Genomic DNA, 18323 nt, shown 5'->3' on the forward strand with positions numbered 1-18323 from the left:
CTTATATTCTTAACTTTTTTGCGGGATTACCAGCAACAGTGCCAGAGTCAAATGATTTTGTCACAGATGAACCTATTCCAATAAATACGCCCTCACCTAAACTTGCCCCATTAATTATAGATGAATTTGGACCTAACCAGTTTTTTCCAGCCATATTAACTGAACCTGAAAGAGTTGCTCCAGCAGTAATTGTAGACTCATCTCCGATTTGACAGTTATGAGCAATATGCACATGATCATCTATGATCACATTTTCTCCAATGACTGTTGGGAGAAAAGTCCCAGATGCGACAGTCACGTGGGCATTTATTTTTGTATGTTCTTTAATAACAACCCCCCCTAAATGAGTCAACCTGTAAGGTGTACTATCCAATCTGCCGTAACCAAACCCACTATACCCAATTGTCGATTGCGGTCCAATTTCAACATTTGAATCAATATAAACATTATCTAAAATATTTGCTGTAGGATGAATTTTTGCCGTTGGGTGAATATAGTTTAAAGTTTTTCTCTCATACCATGCACTAGCTATGGTTGATATGTTATTTTGCATCCAGAAAGAAAAAACATCGCGAGGGGCATCAGTTCTAATAAAAACAATATTTTTAAAATTTTGATAATTATTAGGAAGTTTTTTAACTAATACAATAGCATTTAAATCATCTTTATCGAAAATCCAATCATCACTTTTAGATAGAAAACTTATTGAAAAATCCTGAAAATCTGAAATAGAGACTAAATCATAAGGGGCTAAAATAATTCTTCCACATACTATTCCAATAGAATTTAACCATTTTATGGTAAATGAGTTTACAACTGTATTTTTTCTCATTTAAAACGCTCCTAAATATGAAAAACATTCTTCATTCAACTCATGATTATTTTTTAGCACTCCTGCAATATAGGGTATAGGTAACATATCTATAATCCAACTATTTAAGTTCAGATCATCATAAATATAGAATTTGTCTTTCACTTTCACTGAACGCATCAATATAATATAAAGTATATTTAATTTTCTAGCAGTGTACTTCAAATCTAAACATTGAGCTTCTTTTTTGATTTCCCTATACTCTTCTGATGATTTTGTCATCAGGTCATCAGCTAATTTCCACTGCCTTTTTTGAACTGCTTTGTAAACGGTATTACTAACAGGCATATCTAAATTTAAAATAGATATATCATCTTTATCTATGGGATCTAATCTTCTATTTTGTAATTGATCAACACTAAACTCATGCCTCATTTTAACAAATTCAATTCGGCTAGCTTTTGAATATTGATAAAAGACTTTATCTTCTTTTCTAGGACTTACAATAAACTTGCTTCTTGTTTTATTTCGTGTGGAATCTTCAACATGCCTATACCTGACAACATCAATATCTGGATAAATAACTTTACCCATTTTTGCAATAGTTACCCATAAGTCATAATCACAACAAAAACCGGTAAAGTTAGGTGGTAGCCTATCCAGCAGTTGAGAATTTTTTTTCCACATAACAGCACAGCCATTTATGTGATTTCCCTCACCTAGTGATTCTTCAATTTTATTTTTGTCTGGCTGCCATTTACTAACTCTGCCATCATCATATTCATATACAGCATTACCTATTGCCATTACCACTTCTTCAGACTCATTTTCTAACGCACTAACTAGTCCTTTTATAGCTCCTATTTCATGTAGGTCATCTGATGGTAGGTAAATGCAATACTTCCCAGAAGCCAACTCATGCCCCATATTAAAAGTATATGTAGAAGATAAAATACCTGTTCCAAGTTTTTTGTAGTACTTAATATTAGGATATTCATTTTTTAAATGGGATAAATCGACATCACTTCCATCGTCAATTATAATATGCTCATAATTTTCATACTTTTGTGCTATGATTGATTCTATACACTCAACTAGTAGTTCATAACGACCATTTACATTATTAACATATGCAAAAGTGATAACAGACACTTTAGGTTTTAGTTTCATTATATACCCCCCAAAAAAATTCCAGCTCCACTTTGATTTCGTTTGCTACATTTTCATATGAATGAGCTAGTGCTCTTTTTTTCATATTAATAGAAATTTTTTCACGTTCTTTTTCTGTTAAAGTCATCACTAAACGTAGTTTCTTAGTGAAATCTGGCTGCTCAGGATCTGTTATCGTTGAGCCAGGCTTAAGATCCCAAAAAAGAGGATAATCTTTTCCTAACTCTTCTTCTCGAGCATCGTATCTAGGTAGTAGTATAGGAACCCCTGCTGCCATAGCCTCAAGAACTTTCAAAGACCCTGCTATATGACCTGATGCATCTTGATTATACCATATTGCATCCGCACTATTTAATAATCCAGCAACCTTTGCTTGTGGCAGTCGAGGCGTATTTTTAATCGATTTAGGAATTTTTAATTTTTTCCCGGCACCGACAGTCTCTGCTGTAAGTTTACTGGCAATATTTTTATTATTTAAACACTCGATAATTTGATAGGGGTAATTCGACTGCCTAATAGGTCCAAAATGTCTTATTATTGTTTTATTACTTATACCAAAAATTCTCTTTACATTCTGTTTTAATTTATTTTTAAATCCTTGCTTTATTTCATTACTCTTCACTTTCTCTACGTTAAAAGAGCTGTTATCAATCACTTGAGGGAAAAGAACACAGTGCTTTGGTGCTTTCATATCAATAGGGTAAGTTTCACAAAAATACTTATATTTTTCAGAAGAATATTCGCTTAAAGCTTTTTTCCATGGCTTTGTCATACAGACAATCCCATCAGCTTGTTCAAAGCACTCTTTGTCATAAGGACTTGCAAACCATAACTTTGGCGAAGGGCTATTTAAAAAAACATTTCTATTGTTTCTTACATAAACTAAATCGTATTCACCTTTTTTTGGTGTATTAATTTTTTTTTCTTTATCGCCAAAGGCTACGTCATTCATCGAAGCTAAAACGCCATTGTAATAAACATCATATTCACTAATCAATGCCCGAACAATATTCATTTCATTTATTCTATCGCCTGAAATTGGTTCTAGATATGCTTCTGAGCTTAATAAAAAGTATATTTTTTTTTTAATTTTTTTCATTTTTTTTTACCTTATTAATAAACGCTAAATATTTTTCAGGAATTATACTATTAAAATATACATCAGATGCTGTTTTATACCTTTCTGATAATTCACAAAACGCGCTATTATCAGTAAAAATTTTTTTTACCGCTTCATCTTCAGACTCAATTATATTACACATTGGAAACGCTTTTTGAGCGGCATTAAAAGGAGAGAGAAGAGGCCAATTTCTAATAATAGGAATACAACCATAAGACATACCCTGAATAATAGATTCATGAGACCCCTCCCTTTCACTTGTTGAAAGAATAAAACCTACCTTTTCAAAGTACTCTCTCACATCATTAATATAACCTAACTCTATAATAACACCAGAAGGAAAATCATTAATCTCTTTTGTTAACAACTCATTTTCAGAGCTACTTATTTCAGATAATTTATGACCACAAAGCAAAAATCGATAAGAATTATCTATTTGATATATTTTTTTAAAAACGTTAAGTGCGAATCGAAATCCTTTTACAGATTGTGCATACTGCATCATCCCAATAGTTTTTGAGCGATTTAAGTTGCCACTTTGATCTATTGTCAACTCTTTCCTTGGAAGTCTTATATTATCAATAACGTCTATCAAAATACCTTTTGGTAACATCCAACCCCATAACTCTAAAAAAACTTCTTTTATACCATGAGAGATAAATATAAGACCATCTACTCTACCAAAATTAATTACACAAGGAAAAAAACTAAATACCTCATATGAATGCACTCTAATAATTATTTTTTTATTCGTGGGCAAAGTATCTAGCGCCCAGAAAGCATTATGGTTTAACCAGTCAACAAAAATAACATCGGCTTTTTCTATTTCTTTTATAGATGGTGAATCTAAATAAATATTCGACTCTAAACCAGGGTCAAAACCAACCCTAAACATTTTTTTCATTGAAGAAAATGAATATTCACGATGATACTTGGCCTTATTATTTACCTTATTCTGTTGAAAATACTTTGTATCGTATGCATTAACATCATAACGATAATATTTTAGATTATTAGTTTCATAGTATTGCAGAAGTGGTTCTAAAAAATGCCAGCTCCTTGTTGCGAACAACACACCTTCACAGAAGCCAGTATCCAATTGTTTTTTTCTTTTTTTAAATGTTTTATTAGCAATTTTTTTAATACTTCTCCCTGTTCTGCTTTTATCAAACCCATTTAAGGCTAATCTGTAATTAGAGCCATATCCTGAGTATGTATTTATATCATGCAACTTATCATTTCTTTCAGTTATTTCATTATATATAATGGTAAAAACTTGCGCCTTATATAAACTCTTTGAAAATAATAACACTGTAGATCGTTGAAAGTATTTTGTCAGCATCAACAACCTTATGATTTTCAATATATTTCTCTTAATCTTAACTAACATTTAATACCTTTTATTTTTTTAAATAACATAGAAAATCATATTCATAAAAATTATCGACAATAAAATATAACGAAGCCACACCCTGTGCAAAGTAACGGACAGTGAGATATGAATACATGGAGAGCTAACTATTTTATATTAAAAATTAAAGATAAATGACTATTAAGATAAGGGTGCATTGGTAAGCTAAACACTGATTTTGCAAGTTTTTCCGCCACAGGAAAGTCTCCGTTTTTGCAATAAAGACTTTTAAAAGCTGTCTGCTGATGCATACAAGTAGCATAATAGACCATCACAGGTACCCCTTTTTCTTTAAACGCTTTAATATCTAAGTCACGATTTTCAGATATTATTGTATATTGAGCCCATGAACTTAAATATCCAGAAGGGGTTTTTGGCGTTTTATAAAATGAAGACAGATTTTTATCATAGCTATTTGCAATTTTATTACGACTTTCTAATTCAATTGGAAATTCATATAGTTTTTCTAGTAAGATGGCAGCTTGAATTGTATCTAATCGACTATTCATACCTATTCGAATATTATCGTATTTATCTTCTCCTTTACCATGAACACGATAAGACTTTAAAAGTGCAGCATATTCCTCATTATTAGTAAAAACAGCGCCTCCATCCCCATAACAACCTAATGGCTTTGCAGGAAAGAAACTAGTTGTTGCAATATCTCCAAAAGAGCCAGCCCTTTGCTCTTTACCGTTTTCATCTATAATTGCTCCACCAAAACCTTGAGCAGCATCTTCAATCACTTTTAAATCATATTTATCTGCTATTTTTTGTATGGCAGCATAGTCAGCAGGCAAACCAAAAAGATCTACAGCAATAATTGCTTTGGGCATTAGTTTCCCTTCAGAAATAACTTGTTCAATTCTCTTTTCTAAATCACTCGGACAAATATTGAAGGTATCTTCATTCGAATCGACAAATACTGGTGTAGCACCCGCAAAGGCGACAGCCTCAGCCGTTGCAAAAAAAGTAAATGTCGGACAGAAAACAGCATCCCCTTTGGTGATATTAAGAGTCATTAAGGCAAGCGTTAAAGCGTCAGTACCATTTGCGCATGTTATTGTATGCTTTACCCCAACATACTCAGATAACTTTTCTTCTAGTTCCTTGACTTCTGGCCCCATTATATACTTACCATGTTCAAGCACAGTCTTTATTCTTTTATCAATCTTATTCTGCAAGTGCTTATATTGAGCTGCCAAGTCGATAAATTGCATTTTATTCCTTATAAATTAATTTGAGAGTAAAGAAAGCGTACTATTTTTTAATACATATTTGTCACCGGTATGCTCACACACAGTCTCTGCATATCCAACTAATGGTAAGTCTAGCTGTTCCCCATATTTACTGATCCAAGCTATTTGCTTTGCGGGAACACCAACCATTAAAGCAAATGCTGGAATATCTTTATTAACAACAGCACCCGCTCCAATAAGTGAATATTTTCCAACTTCAATTCCACAAACTACGGTACAATTAGCTCCTAATGTCGCACCTTGTTTAATGATTGTGTCACGATATTCATTTTTACGTTCAATAAAAGATCTTGGATTGTATACATTAGTGAAAACCATACTAGGGCCACAGAAAACATCATCTTCTATATACACATTATCGTAGACAGAAACATTATTCTGAACTTTAACGTTATTACCTATTGTTACCTTGTTACTTACGAAAACATTTTGTCCTAACGAACAACCCTCGCCAATTACAGCACCAGAACATACATGAGAAAAGTGCCAAACCTTTGAATCGTCACCAATTTTCGCACCCTCATCAATAATAGCGCTTTCATGCTGAATGAACTTTGCCATTACACTTTACCTTGCATAAATGGATGCACTTCACCAAGACTCTCAATATTCACTTTACCTTCTCGTATAGCATTCACTGTCTCAACACAGTGCCTAGCATCCTCAATACCATAACCTCTACCTGCCAGTATTTCTTGATAACTCACAGTATGGAGGTCAGTAAAACCGCCAGAGAACTCTAACTCTTCATCATCACAAGTAATAGATCTATAGGTAGGTTGTTTTCCAACTACACTTTCAGGAAGGTCTGCAGCATCAATAGATAAAAACCATCTTACTTTTGCTTTTTCATACTCCAAATATCCAGATGCTTTATCATTATTCATAAAATGCAAATCATTACGTTCAAGCTTTCCAAAAATGAAATGCAACATATCAAAGAAATGAACACCTATATTGGTAGCAACACCAAACGACTTTCTCGGGTCGCCTTTCCAGCTCTCCATATACCACTTACCACGAGATGTAATATAAGTAAGCTCTACTTCATGTTTTTCATTGGTATTACTCGCTTCAACCTTTGCCTTTAAGTCTAAAATTGCTTGGTGATGGCGCAACTGTAAAATATTAAAAACTTTTTTCCCTGTTTCTTTTTCAACAAGAGCGAGATCATCAAGTTCTTTTAGAGTCGGCACAAGTGGTTTTTCACAGATAACATCACAACCTAGTCTTAAAGCAGATGTTATATGAGAGTGGTGTAAATAGTTAGGTGAACAAATTGAAACATAGTCTAATTTACTATGACTGGCTCGCTTTAAAGAATGTGAAAAATCATAAAATCGTTCAAACTCTGTAAAAAATTCACTTTGCGGTGAAATACTATCAATTATCCCAACCGAATCATTAATATCATAACAAACACTTAATTGGTTATTTGTTTCTTTTATAGCTTTCATGTGACGAGGAGCAATGTATCCAGAAGCACCTATTAACGCAAATTTTTTCATAAACTATATTCCTTACAACCTTATATCTGCTTCATTTGCTTTCAAAACATGTTTAACATCATACAAAACGTGCTTATCTTTACCCAGCTCTCTTAGCTTTCTCTCGCCCATTTCTTTTAACTCTGAATGATCAACAGCCAAAACAACGCCATCATATTTTCTATATTCTAATTCTGAAACCAATTTTATTCCGTATTCGCGTTCAACTTCACTTGGGTCAGCCCAACTATCGTAGACATCCACGGACATATTGAAATCTTTCAACTCATTAACAATATCAATAATTTTTGTATTACGGACATCAGGACAGTCACCTTTAAATGTAAACCCTAAAATTAGTACCTTAGCTTCATCAATATGAATTTTTTCAGACGATAGCTTTTTAACTAACTGAGTTGCTACATACTCACCCATGCCATCATTAATGCGCCTTCCCGCTAAAATAACTTCAGGTCTATAGCCAACTTCTTGCGCTTTATAGGTTAAATAATAAGGGTCAACACTGATACAGTGTCCCCCAACTAAACCCGGCTTAAAAGGTAAGAAGTTCCACTTAGTCCCTGCTGCCTTTAATACTTCTTCAGTATCAATATTTAACTTATTAAATATTTTAGCGAATTCATTAATGATAGCTATATTCAAATCTCTCTGGGTATTTTCAATTACTTTTGCTGCCTCAGCAACTTTAATAGAAGAGGCCCTGTAAGTCCCTGCCTCAATTATTGATCCATACAACTCATCAACAAAATTTGCCACTTCTGGCGTGGAGCCAGAAGTGATTTTCATAATTTTAGTTAATGTATTAATTTTATCCCCTGGGTTAATACGTTCAGGTGAATACCCAGCAAAAAAGTCCTGATTAAACTTTAAACCTGAGGCTTTTTCGATAATAGGCAAACACACTTCTTCTGTTGCTCCTGGGTATACTGTGGATTCAAAGATGACCACATCACCTTTCGAAATATATCTCCCAAGAAGAGCTGATGCTTTTTCAAGAGGGGATAAATCTGGAGAGTTATTTTCATCTATTGGAGTTGGTACTGTGACTATATATATATCACTATCTGCTAACCTCCCTTCTTCGTATGTGTACTCCAACATATCAGAAGCTTCCAACTCTATATCACTAACCTCCAATGTTGAGTCATGCCCAGCTAAAAGCTCTCGCACTCGATTCTGGTTAATATCAAATCCGATAGTTTGAAACTTTTTACCAAATTCAATGGCTAGTGGCAGACCAACATATCCCAATCCTATTACTGCAATTTTATTCATTTTTACTCATCTAATACTTTTATGTTTGCAATGCTTTGTATTTAGTATATAAAACACTCTCAAATACGACCTAAAAACAAAGTCATAACCTAATACAGTCTAATTATTGTAATCTCAAAACGTGATTCCATTGAAAAGGAGTAGTCATACACTATTTAGCTATATGTATTCCACGATTTTAGCTGCCAACACTATACAGCCTCAACAATTAAACTCAAAATAGAACACACCTCAGCACATTTTATATCACTTCCATTCTGCCAACATAACCCAACTCCATCCTTGGAAAGAAACACCGAACACCTTCAAGCGACCTTGTTAAGCTAAAATCACTTAAATCATACAACAAAAACTCCTTTGTATTTTATTCACGTAACTCTCAATACTGCACACCGCAAAAATAGAACATAGCTCCCTTAATTACATTCGCAATGACTCAAGCAGTAACGCTTTATAGCCCCAGAAAGCCACTAACAACCTAAAAGTTGTTAACAACAATACATCCTGCACCGTTTTATGGATTAAAAAAATATAATTAGATGAGACATTCGAGGTTTTCGCGCTAAGTATTATTCAAATGCTATAACCCAAATCATATTTCACTTCACTATTGAAATACACATAGAGACAAAAAAGCAGTTTTAAGTTAAGAAATGCTAGATACAAACAAGCCCATTAAAATCAACAACTTTAATTAACCACCATATTTTTGAAAGTACGTCTAAAAATCACTCAACCGTCACAGACTTAGCCAAATTTCTTGGTTGATCAACATCTGTGCCCTTAACAACAGCAACATGATAAGACAATAATTGCATTGGGATAGTGTGAACAATTGGTTCTAGTATTTCAGGCACTTTTGGCACTTCTGTAAAGGTGATAGCGTCTTCATTATGCAAATCAGTTGATTTATCAGCAAAGATAAACAACTCACCACCACGTGCACTAACTTCTTGAAGGTTGGATTTTAACTTATCCAATAAATTATTGTGAGGCACCATGGTGATAATTGGCATATTCTCATCAACCAACGCTAGAGGCCCGTGCTTCAATTCGCCAGCAGGATAAGCTTCAGCGTGGATATAAGAGATCTCTTTGAGCTTCAACGCACCTTCAAGTGCAATCGGGAACATAGGCCCACGGCCTAGAAATAAAGCGTGATGCTTATTCGCAAACTTGTCTGCCACATTTTTAATATGTGAATCTTGCATTAAAGCAGCATCAACATGAGCCGGTAGATCACGCATCGCCTGAACAAGTTCAGCTTGCTTAGCTTCTGACAAACCTTGCTCTACAGCAATAGCTACACTCGTAATTAGCAGAGCTGTCAGCTGTGTTGTAAATGCTTTTGTAGACGCCACACCAATTTCTGCACCAGCATTAGTCAACAAGGTTAACGCAGATTCACGTACCAAGGTACTCGATGGCACATTACAAATAGCCAAGGTCGTTAGATAACCTAGCTCTTTTGCCATACGAAGGGCTGCCAAGGTATCTGCCGTTTCACCAGACTGAGAAAGCGTTAAAAATAGCGTATTTTTAGGTACAGCGACCTTGCGGTAGCGATACTCGCTTGCAACCTCAACCGTACAAGGAAGGCCAGCGAGATCCTCTATCCAATATTTTGCCACCATACCTGCATGATAACTTGTCCCACACGCAACGATATGAATGTTCTCAATATCCTTTAAAAACGCTGAGTCAGCACCAAAGCAGCTGGTTAAGACTTTATCCTTACTGATACGACCCTCAAGACACGCACTGATAACCGCTGGCTGCTCATAAATTTCTTTCATCATATAGTGGCGATACTCACCTTTATCGGTTACATCGACATTATGATTAAATACATGAACAGGTCTATCTTGCTGCTCACCGCTCACATCATATATAACGACTGACTCTCGGCTAGCGTCGACTACATCACCTTCTTCAAGGAAGATAAACTGATCAGTAACATGCAATAAAGCCAACTGATCTGAAGCAACAAAATTTTCCTCGATACCAACACCAACAACCAGGGGGCTACCTTTACGCGCAGCAATAAAGCGCTCTTTTTCAGCCTTATGAGTCACCGCGATCGCAAAAGCACCTTCTAGTTGAGATAATGCCGCTTGCACTGCTGATAGAAGATCAAACTGATTCGCACGCTTGAGTTCAGCATGGATAAGGTGAACAATCACTTCCGTATCTGTCTCAGATTTAAAACGATAACCCTGCTCAATCAAGCTATTACGCAATACTTCATGATTTTCAATAATACCGTTGTGAACAAGCGCTAAATCATCACTAGAAAAATGCGGATGAGCATTTGCCTCTGTTGGCTTACCGTGAGTTGCCCAGCGAGTATGAGCAATCCCTATTTGCCCATCTAAGGGTGTAGACTCAAACTTATCTTTTAAAGCCTGGACTTTACCCACAGCTCGATGTGAATGAACACCAGCTTCATTATTAACCGCCACCCCAGATGAGTCATAGCCTCTATATTCAAGACGACTCAAACCTTCTATTAAGATTTTTGAAACATTTCTTTTTGCTATTGCAGCAACAATTCCGCACATAATATTTTTCCTTAACAACACCTTTAAACAAGATATGTTTAAAGCATGCTTAATTTTTTAATCATTCAATAAATATTATTCTTAAAACAATGGTCTTTTTAAAAAGCGTTCTTATGATTTCTTTTTAACAGGTTTTGGCCAGTTATCTTTATTTGTCTGACGTGCTCTGGCAAAAGCCAATTGATCTTTATTAACTGTTTTTGTCACAGTTGATCCAGCAGCAATAGTCGCACCCTCACCAATTTCAACAGGAGCCACTAAAGAAGTATTAGAGCCAACAAATACACCATCACCAATTTGAGTCAGCGACTTATTAACGCCATCATAGTTACAGGTAATCGTACCCGCTCCAACATTCACCTTTTCACCCATTTGGGTATCACCCACATAACTAAGGTGACTGATTTTGCTACCTTTTCCAATAATCGCTTTCTTTGTTTCTACAAAGTTTCCGATTTTGGCACCTTCTGCCAACTCAGAACCCGGTCTTAGGCGAGCAAAAGGCCCTAGATTACAGCAATCTCCCACCTGACTATTTTCAATCAAGGTGTTTGAGTTAATAACAGTATTATCACCAATTACACAATTCTTAAGGTGGCAGTTGGCAGCGATAGAAACATTATTTCCAAGCTCAACATCGCCTTCAAAGATACAATTAACATCGACCTGACAATCCATGCCTATTTTCAATTTACCACGCAAATCAAATCGAGCAGGGTCAGCAAGCGTTAAGCCTTCAGCCATAAGCGTTTCTGCTTGATTTTTTTGCAGCTCTCTTTCTAACTGGGCCAATTGAATCTTGTCATTCACACCAGACACTTCCGCTTCCGAACTTGGGTGTACAGTCACAATATCAACACCATCTCGCGCAGCCATGGCGATAACATCCGTTAAATAATATTCTTCTTGAGCGTTATTACAGTCCAACTGGGATAACCAAGGAATGAGTTTTTGATTAGGCGCTAGCAGTATACCTGTATTCGCTTCTTTAATTTTTTGCTCAGACTCAGAAGCATCTTTTTGCTCAACAATTGCCGTGACCTTGCCGGCATCATTTCGCACAATACGACCGTAACCTTGCGCACTTTCTAAAACGACAGTTAATAATACCAATGTATTTTCATTGGCTAACGATGCCATTTTTTGTAAAGTTTCAGAACGAATCAGCGGAACGTCACCATATAAGGTCAACGTCATGCCGTCCGGATCTAAGCTATCAACAGCTCGCTTAACCGCATCGCCCGTTCCTTTTGGGTTATTCTGCCAAACTAAGTTAGCACCAAAACTCTGACACGCTTCAGCAACAGCGTCACCTTGATGCCCAACGATAAGATGTAAATTAACATTAGCAAGCGTCGTAGCTGTATCCAATACTCGTCTTATCATAGGTAAGCCCGCAATATTATGGAGCACCTTAGATTTATTTGACTTCATTCTACTGCCTTTTCCAGCAGCTAAGACTACGACATCCTGATTCATAAACACCCCAAATAATTATTCATATTTTCTTACACATTTCAGTAAGCGCAATTAAACCTTGAGCCTTAAGTCAAAACAACCCAAATTGTCATAAATAAAATGACAAGTAATTAAAAATTTAATTTTTAAGGATATTGATAAATAAATTTGCACTATTATTTGACTCATTTGAGTTTTCAATTAGCGCATAAACTGGGCAGGATAAAAGATTCTCATCAGTTAAACTTAGACGGAGTAGTTTACCAGAAGCTAACTTTCCCTCCACTTCACATAATGGCAAATAAGCATAGCCCATCTCTCTTTCGACCATAGCGATTGCAGCAGGAATATTAGCAACCTGAAAAACATCATCGCTCATCAGGTAATTATCAATGACAATTTGTCGCTCTCGTTTCAAATCTGAAATACAAAGCTCACCTGATTGAAAAGCAAATTTGTGAGATTTTGAAACAACAACAACCATCTCAAGCATCATGATAGGTAAGGACAAGTCATTTGCAGGAGTTGTCGTCAATTTAATACAGACTGGAGATTTATGAAGTGGCTCATTAGAAATTGAAGCATTTTCTTCACTAAATATTAACTTAGTGCCAGGAGAAGCGCGTTTAAATGCTGAAATAGCATCAATAATCAAAGAATAGGGCACACTAGAGCTGCTAAATACATGCAACTCATCTCCCCAGCTTTGATTTAACACTTGAGCAAGGTTTTCTAACTGTTCAGATTGCTGCAATAATGCACGAGAGTGCTCCAGCAATATCAAGCCTCTATTAGTTAGTTTAGCTTTTCGCCCTTCCATCTCAAGAATAGAAAAACCCAACTGCTGCTGGAGCTTAGTTACACTATAACTAATAGAAGACTGACTTTTGTGTAACGCTTCAGCAGCTTGAGTAAAACCTCCAGCATCAACAACTGTATGAAGAACTCGCCATTGCTCCAATGTTATCTTTGACATCTCTCACTCACCGAATAAAGGAGAGTAAAGTGTAAAACCTATTGAGCTAAGGTAGCAACTATCGCTTGAGCTATCTCATCAGGTTTTGAGTCATGATAAAGTAATTTCACTAACTCACCTTTCTTATCAATCAAATAAAGTCTAGAGCTATGGTCAACACTATAACCCATGGCTGAATCATCAAGCTCAACAATACGATATACAGCCCCATATTGCTGAACGACCTTATCTACTTGAGATTTAGTACCAGTAACACCTATAAAGTTCTCATTAAAGAAAGATACATAGTTCGCCAATATATCTGGTGTGTCGCGCTTAGGATCCAAGCTAACAAACATACCTTGAACTTGCTCCGCTTGTTCAGGAGCTAACTGTTTGATCGCGCGGGCAACATTGGTCAATGAAATAGGGCAGACATCAGGACAGTGAGTGAAACCAAAAAACATAAGAACAAGCTTATCATCTCTAAAGTCACTTAATTTAACAGCGCCATTATTTCCAACCAACTCAAACTCGCCACCTAATGAAGCAAATGTTCCATTGGGTTTAGCGGCTTTATCATTAAATAAAGCCGTTCCCAACCCCGCTAACAAAGCAACACCCATCAAGAATAAAAGGCCCGTTCTTTTATTTAGCATAACTCATCCTTATAAAAGCCATTTTTTAACTTAATTCTTAATACACAAAAGCAACCAGAGTAATCATTTTTGCCTAACCTCAAATTCATACCTAGCCACATGATTATTATCGCTATCTTGCAAAGTCATATCTAGCTGCCATAACATCACTTCTGTTGTGCAAAATGGAATTCTTAGTATACCCACCCATTTGCCATCAACATATTGAAGCTGAGTCTCGCTAATCCCCATATACATGGTTTTACCTTGAAGTAAAAAGTGCACACCCTCTAAAGCATCCCGTTTACTTCCTGCGCTCAACTTTGGCTCAACTTCAATTTGTATCGCCTGCCCAGCAGAAAAATCATTAACAACAGACACAAGATACACCTGTTGCTCAATACTTACTTCGCAAACCTCTTGACCAAACTGACAAGCATTATTTGAAATAGGTATTGCACTAGTGTCATTTGCCAATATTAGCTCAGCGGCACCATTTGAAAACCAGTACAGTAGAGGGAAGGAAATAATCGCTAAAAGTATTAAAAACTTAGATTTCATTTTTTACAATCCAAACACAAAATAGAATACTCAAGCGAGTTGTTTATTTAAAACGCACATCATACAGGGCTAATATAACTAAGCCCAACCTCAATTAAACCGCAACAGAACTTTTCTTGATTTACGAAGCTGTTCTTCACGCAACACAAGAAGTAAAAATTAAGGAAAATATAACGCAGAAAGTTAAGTCGCTTTTATCATATTGTGTCTCCTCGCAAACAGAGTACAATCAGCCAATCATTTTTATTGCCTTTACAAGGAACTTGCTTTGTCTACTTCTTTACAACATGCCTTACAAGCACTTTCTAGACATTGTACCAACTACCAAGAATCGAACACGCTGACCTTCCATCGAGGGATAGAGCGTGAAGCTCTTAGAGTTAATAAAGATGGCCGAATTGCTCATACTCAACATCCTGAATCACTTGGCTCAGCGCTTACCCATAAATCAATTACAACCGATTATTCAGAAGCACTATTAGAGTTTATTACTAGGGTTCACCCAAGTGTTGAAGGCGCTATAAACGAGCTTGATAACATTCACTTATTTGTTAGTAAAGAGTTAGAAAAAAAGAATGAAGTTCTCTGGCCAGCCAGTATGCCAGGCCAAATCAAAGGCGATAGCGATGTGCCTATTGCCGAATATGGCACTTCAAATTCAGGACGGCTAAAACATGCTTATAGACAAGGCCTTTCCTATCGTTATGGCCGTGTGATGCAGTGTATTGCAGGCATGCACTACAATTTTTCATTCGATGATGATTTTTGGTCTTTCCTAAAAGAATATAAAGGCGTAAATGCAGCTGAATATAGTGACCTTCAATCAGAGTCTTACTTTGCACTCATACGAAACTTCAGACGTAGCTCTTGGTTGCTTCCTTTACTATTTGGCGCATCTCCTGCAATAGATAAAAGCTTTTTACCAGAAGGTAGCGAAAAACTAACACAAACAAGTTCTGACACCTTGGTAGGAAATCAAGCTACGTCATTGAGAATGAGCGATTTGGGCTATAGCAATGATGCTCAGTCTGATCTTTATGTTTGCTATAACGAAGTTTCTACCTATATCCAAACCATCAGAAACGCGATTCAAACACCCTACACTGAGTATGAAAAAATCGGTGTTAAAGTTGATGGTCTATACCGTCAACTAAACACCAATATTCTTCAGATTGAAAATGAATACTATAGTGACATTCGACCTAAGCGAGTCACCTTAGCTGGCGAACACCCTAGTGCCGCATTACGAGATAGAGGTGTTGAATATATCGAAGTAAGAATTATGGATTTAGATCCCTTCTCCAACATTGGTATGAATAAAGAGACTCTTTATTTCCTTGATGCTTATTTAGTATATTGCATGCTAAGAGGAGATGAAAAATTTTCATCAGAGGAATGCGAAGCACTTAAATCACTTCAGCAAGAATGCATTACTCAAGGCAGAGATTTAACAGCCACCATCAATTTCTTAGAAGGCCCAGCTCAAATTCAAAAGCAAGCCACTCACGTGCTTAATGAAATTCTTCAAGTTGCCAATACTCTCACTGAACTAACAGCGAACCCTGCATATCAAGTAGCTGTTCAGCAACAAATAGACAAAATTTCGGATACAGATAAATTACCTTCTAGTAAGGTGGCTGAAGAATCGATTAAAGCAGGAAGTTATGCGAAAGCTATGTTATCAATAGCAAGCCTGCATCAAGAAAATTGGCAATCGCTTAACCTAGATAAAAATATTGAAAAAGAATTTAAAGAAGAAGCCATTGATTCACTAAAGCGTCAAAAGCAGATGGAAGAAAGTGATAAGTTGAGCTTTGATGAGTTTTTAGAAGAATATCTTTTACCACAATAAAATGATGAAATGATGAAATGAGGGAAGCTAATGAAAACTAGCTTCCCAGAATAGCTTACTGAGTCACAAAACTAGAAAACAATACATCTTTAACAGGCTCAATCCCTGTTTCTTCTTTTAGCTTTTCATTTAAAAAGATAGCAGCCCCCTTACGAGACTCTTCTCTAGCAATAGCGCCAGTCACTTGCTCAGCTCTCAACTCAGACAAATAAATCACCAAACCATCTCTCACTATTGGCATATTAGATTCAATAATGCCGGCATTCTGAGCGCCAGTCGCTCTAATTGTAATACTTGCCTTAATATATTTGAGACGATTATTGTCAGTTGTATAATTCACAATAAAATCTGGTCTTAATTCAATATAAACAGGTAATTCTGAGGAATCATTTTCAGCAAATGCACTCGAAGCTAATATAAAGCCGGAAAAAAGTAAGGATAGAACAAGACGAAACAACATGAGCACTCTCATTTAAAGTTAGATTGACAGTATACTAACTCCCAATCAGTATTTTTGTCAGTAGCAAATACACTATTAATCGCTAAGGAAATGTAATGCCATCTAAAGAAAATCAATCGTTATTTAATGAGTCTAGCCAAGGCTTACCAAACTGGCTAACCGTCATCAATTTTCATGCCCTCATTGCATTCACATCTTTTGCACTCCTTGGTGTGGCGTTTTATATGGAATACCAAATGGGCTTAGAACCATGCCCTTTATGCATGTTACAACGAATTATGTTTTTTATGCTTGGTGTTATTGCTCTTATCTCCTTTTTTCACAAGTCAAACCCAGCCTTAAAATACTATGCCTTAGGTATCACAACTTTTGCAGTGCTAGGCGCAGCTCTGTCTATTCGCCATTTATACTTACAAAACTTACCTGAAGAACAACTACCTGCATGTTTACCAGGGCTAAGCTATATGGTTGAGGTTTTTCCTTGGCAAGAAATTCTCAGCGCTATGGTAATGGGGACAGGAGAATGTGGTGATGTTCTTTGGACCTTTTTAGGCTTAAGCATACCCGGCTGGACGCTAGTCGCATTCGCTGGCATTGCAATCCTAAATTTTGTAATTTTTTGCAGAGTTAGGCATTTATAAACTGAAAAAAATTACATTTTTAAGCATTTTAAAATCCCCCATCATCATTGCTTGCAGCCGCATGATGATGGGCATATGCTAGGAAGCGTTAGGACATTCGATATATCTCAAAGTATCAGAATCAAGAGATTTATCGTTGATGATATTAATCTCAGAAATGGAGTCATACTCATGTTAGAAAGTTGTAAATCTGCACAAGAACGTTGGGGTGGCGTACACGACTTAATAGATCGTTGGTTAAATGCTCGTCAGGCCCTCATTATTAATTTTGTACAGTTAAAAGAGCGCGGAGAATTCACGCCTTTGGATACTAATAATATTCAAAAGGTTTGTGAGCAGTTAATTGACTATGTCTCAACCGGACATTTTGAAATTTACGAACAACTAGCAAAAGAGGCAGAAGCCTTTAATGATGATGGCGCACTACTTTTATTAAAGAATCTGTTGCCTGAAATTCAAAAAAACACTGAAGTCATTATTGAATTCAATGATAAATTTGACACCAAAGACCACTGTAACGATCAATTGGGATCTCTCCCTTTTTCATTACAGGCATTAGGCTTAGTGTTAGCTGAAAGGTTTAGCTTTGAAGATAAGCTAATTGAAGAGCTACATGAGGCACACAGCGAAAAAAGTGCGTAAT

General features: G+C 36.1%; 17 protein-coding genes. 3 read left to right on the plus strand and 14 right to left on the minus strand.

What is annotated here, in order from left to right; all coding sequences use genetic code 11:
- Nucleotide 1: 1 nt before the first annotated feature.
- The 13 genes from MED121_RS23745 to MED121_RS12765 form a co-directional block, all read right to left on the minus strand.
- On the minus strand, nt 2-832 hold the full coding sequence (locus MED121_RS23745; protein ID WP_009834110.1) for a UDP-3-O-(3-hydroxymyristoyl)glucosamine N-acyltransferase: 831 nt from the start codon (nt 830-832) through the stop codon (nt 2-4).
- The gene (locus MED121_RS12710; protein ID WP_009834111.1) at nt 833-1981 is read right to left on the minus strand and encodes a glycosyltransferase; all 1149 of its coding nucleotides are present in this window, start codon (nt 1979-1981) and stop codon (nt 833-835) included. It lies immediately after the preceding gene.
- Nucleotides 1965-3080 carry a glycosyltransferase gene (locus MED121_RS12715; protein WP_009834112.1) on the minus strand — a complete coding sequence of 372 codons (1116 nt, stop codon included), beginning with the start codon at nt 3078-3080 and terminating at the stop codon, nt 1965-1967. Before MED121_RS12715 ends, MED121_RS12710 begins: the two co-directional genes overlap by 17 nt.
- Nucleotides 3067-4491, minus strand: a complete 1425-nt coding sequence (locus tag MED121_RS12720; protein WP_207382816.1) for a glycosyl transferase family 1 — start codon at nt 4489-4491, stop codon at nt 3067-3069. Before MED121_RS12720 ends, MED121_RS12715 begins: the two co-directional genes overlap by 14 nt.
- 128 nt (nt 4492-4619) lie before the next feature.
- Nucleotides 4620-5732, minus strand: coding sequence for a DegT/DnrJ/EryC1/StrS family aminotransferase (locus MED121_RS12725; RefSeq protein WP_009834114.1), 1113 nt, complete (start codon nt 5730-5732; stop codon nt 4620-4622).
- Between the two features lie 15 nt (nt 5733-5747).
- Nucleotides 5748-6332 (minus strand): acyltransferase, encoded by a 585-nt coding sequence (locus MED121_RS12730; RefSeq protein WP_009834115.1) that lies wholly within the window; start codon nt 6330-6332, stop codon nt 5748-5750.
- Nucleotides 6332-7279 (minus strand): Gfo/Idh/MocA family oxidoreductase, encoded by a 948-nt coding sequence (locus MED121_RS12735; protein ID WP_009834116.1) that lies wholly within the window; start codon nt 7277-7279, stop codon nt 6332-6334. The genes MED121_RS12730 and MED121_RS12735 overlap by 1 nt, the downstream gene beginning before the upstream one ends.
- A 12-nt stretch (nt 7280-7291) precedes the next feature.
- Nucleotides 7292-8554: a Vi polysaccharide biosynthesis UDP-N-acetylglucosamine C-6 dehydrogenase TviB gene (gene tviB / locus MED121_RS12740; protein WP_009834117.1), complete on the minus strand. Its 1263-nt coding sequence runs from the start codon at nt 8552-8554 to the stop codon at nt 7292-7294.
- Nucleotides 8555-9282: 728 nt separating this feature from the next.
- Nucleotides 9283-11115 carry a glutamine--fructose-6-phosphate transaminase (isomerizing) gene (gene glmS, locus MED121_RS12745; RefSeq protein WP_009834118.1) on the minus strand — a complete coding sequence of 611 codons (1833 nt, stop codon included), beginning with the start codon at nt 11113-11115 and terminating at the stop codon, nt 9283-9285.
- Nucleotides 11116-11226: 111 nt separating this feature from the next.
- Nucleotides 11227-12594 (minus strand): bifunctional UDP-N-acetylglucosamine diphosphorylase/glucosamine-1-phosphate N-acetyltransferase GlmU, encoded by a 1368-nt coding sequence (glmU, locus tag MED121_RS12750; RefSeq protein ID WP_009834119.1) that lies wholly within the window; start codon nt 12592-12594, stop codon nt 11227-11229.
- A gap of 118 nt (nt 12595-12712) precedes the next feature.
- Entirely contained in the window at nt 12713-13549 is an 837-nt protein-coding gene (locus tag MED121_RS12755) for a LysR family transcriptional regulator (protein ID WP_009834120.1), read from the minus strand.
- A 38-nt stretch (nt 13550-13587) separates the two neighbouring features.
- Entirely contained in the window at nt 13588-14187 is a 600-nt protein-coding gene (locus MED121_RS12760) for an SCO family protein (protein WP_009834121.1), read from the minus strand.
- Nucleotides 14188-14250: 63 nt separating this feature from the next.
- Nucleotides 14251-14727 carry a hypothetical protein gene (locus MED121_RS12765; protein WP_009834122.1) on the minus strand — a complete coding sequence of 159 codons (477 nt, stop codon included), beginning with the start codon at nt 14725-14727 and terminating at the stop codon, nt 14251-14253.
- Nucleotides 14728-14995: 268 nt separating this feature from the next.
- Between MED121_RS12765 and gshA the strand changes: the two genes are divergently transcribed.
- On the plus strand, nt 14996-16579 hold the full coding sequence (gshA, locus tag MED121_RS12770; RefSeq protein WP_009834123.1) for a glutamate--cysteine ligase: 1584 nt from the start codon (nt 14996-14998) through the stop codon (nt 16577-16579).
- 55 nt (nt 16580-16634) lie between these two features.
- Here the strand turns inward: gshA and MED121_RS12775 are convergent, their stop codons facing one another.
- Complete coding sequence (locus tag MED121_RS12775; RefSeq protein ID WP_009834124.1) at nt 16635-17039, minus strand: flagellar basal body-associated FliL family protein; 405 nt, start codon at nt 17037-17039, stop codon at nt 16635-16637.
- A 95-nt stretch (nt 17040-17134) separates the two neighbouring features.
- On the opposite strand from MED121_RS12775, the gene MED121_RS12780 reads away from it, so the two are divergent.
- Together MED121_RS12780 and MED121_RS12785 are read left to right on the plus strand one after the other, a co-directional pair.
- Nucleotides 17135-17680, plus strand: coding sequence for a disulfide bond formation protein B (locus MED121_RS12780; RefSeq protein ID WP_009834125.1), 546 nt, complete (start codon nt 17135-17137; stop codon nt 17678-17680).
- 171 nt (nt 17681-17851) lie between these two features.
- Nucleotides 17852-18322 (plus strand): Rsd/AlgQ family anti-sigma factor, encoded by a 471-nt coding sequence (locus MED121_RS12785; RefSeq protein ID WP_009834126.1) that lies wholly within the window; start codon nt 17852-17854, stop codon nt 18320-18322.
- The last annotated feature ends 1 nt before the right edge of the window (nt 18323 follow it).

It is taken from the genome of Marinomonas sp. MED121 (assembly GCF_000153025.1).
Lineage (GTDB): Bacteria > Pseudomonadota > Gammaproteobacteria > Pseudomonadales > Marinomonadaceae > Marinomonas.

Bases quoted from the DNA above. Each gene is read 5' to 3' on its own strand.
- MED121_RS23745 (WP_009834110.1), bottom strand. From the start codon at position 832: ATGAGAAAAAATACAGTTGTAAACTCATTTACCATAAAATGGTTAAAT.
- MED121_RS12710 (WP_009834111.1), bottom strand. From the start codon at position 1,981: ATGAAACTAAAACCTAAAGTGTCTGTTATCACTTTTGCATATGTTAAT.
- MED121_RS12715 (WP_009834112.1), bottom strand. From the start codon at position 3,080: ATGAAAAAAATTAAAAAAAAAATATACTTTTTATTAAGCTCAGAAGCA.
- MED121_RS12720 (WP_207382816.1), bottom strand. From the start codon at position 4,491: ATGTTAGTTAAGATTAAGAGAAATATATTGAAAATCATAAGGTTGTTG.
- MED121_RS12725 (WP_009834114.1), bottom strand. From the start codon at position 5,732: ATGCAATTTATCGACTTGGCAGCTCAATATAAGCACTTGCAGAATAAG.
- MED121_RS12730 (WP_009834115.1), bottom strand. From the start codon at position 6,332: ATGGCAAAGTTCATTCAGCATGAAAGCGCTATTATTGATGAGGGTGCG.
- MED121_RS12735 (WP_009834116.1), bottom strand. From the start codon at position 7,279: ATGAAAAAATTTGCGTTAATAGGTGCTTCTGGATACATTGCTCCTCGT.
- tviB (WP_009834117.1), bottom strand. From the start codon at position 8,554: ATGAATAAAATTGCAGTAATAGGATTGGGATATGTTGGTCTGCCACTA.
- glmS (WP_009834118.1), bottom strand. From the start codon at position 11,115: ATGTGCGGAATTGTTGCTGCAATAGCAAAAAGAAATGTTTCAAAAATC.
- glmU (WP_009834119.1), bottom strand. From the start codon at position 12,594: ATGAATCAGGATGTCGTAGTCTTAGCTGCTGGAAAAGGCAGTAGAATG.
- MED121_RS12755 (WP_009834120.1), bottom strand. From the start codon at position 13,549: ATGTCAAAGATAACATTGGAGCAATGGCGAGTTCTTCATACAGTTGTT.
- MED121_RS12760 (WP_009834121.1), bottom strand. From the start codon at position 14,187: ATGCTAAATAAAAGAACGGGCCTTTTATTCTTGATGGGTGTTGCTTTG.
- MED121_RS12765 (WP_009834122.1), bottom strand. From the start codon at position 14,727: ATGAAATCTAAGTTTTTAATACTTTTAGCGATTATTTCCTTCCCTCTA.
- MED121_RS12775 (WP_009834124.1), bottom strand. From the start codon at position 17,039: ATGTTGTTTCGTCTTGTTCTATCCTTACTTTTTTCCGGCTTTATATTA.
- MED121_RS12780 (WP_009834125.1), top strand. From the start codon at position 17,135: ATGCCATCTAAAGAAAATCAATCGTTATTTAATGAGTCTAGCCAAGGC.
- MED121_RS12785 (WP_009834126.1), top strand. From the start codon at position 17,852: ATGTTAGAAAGTTGTAAATCTGCACAAGAACGTTGGGGTGGCGTACAC.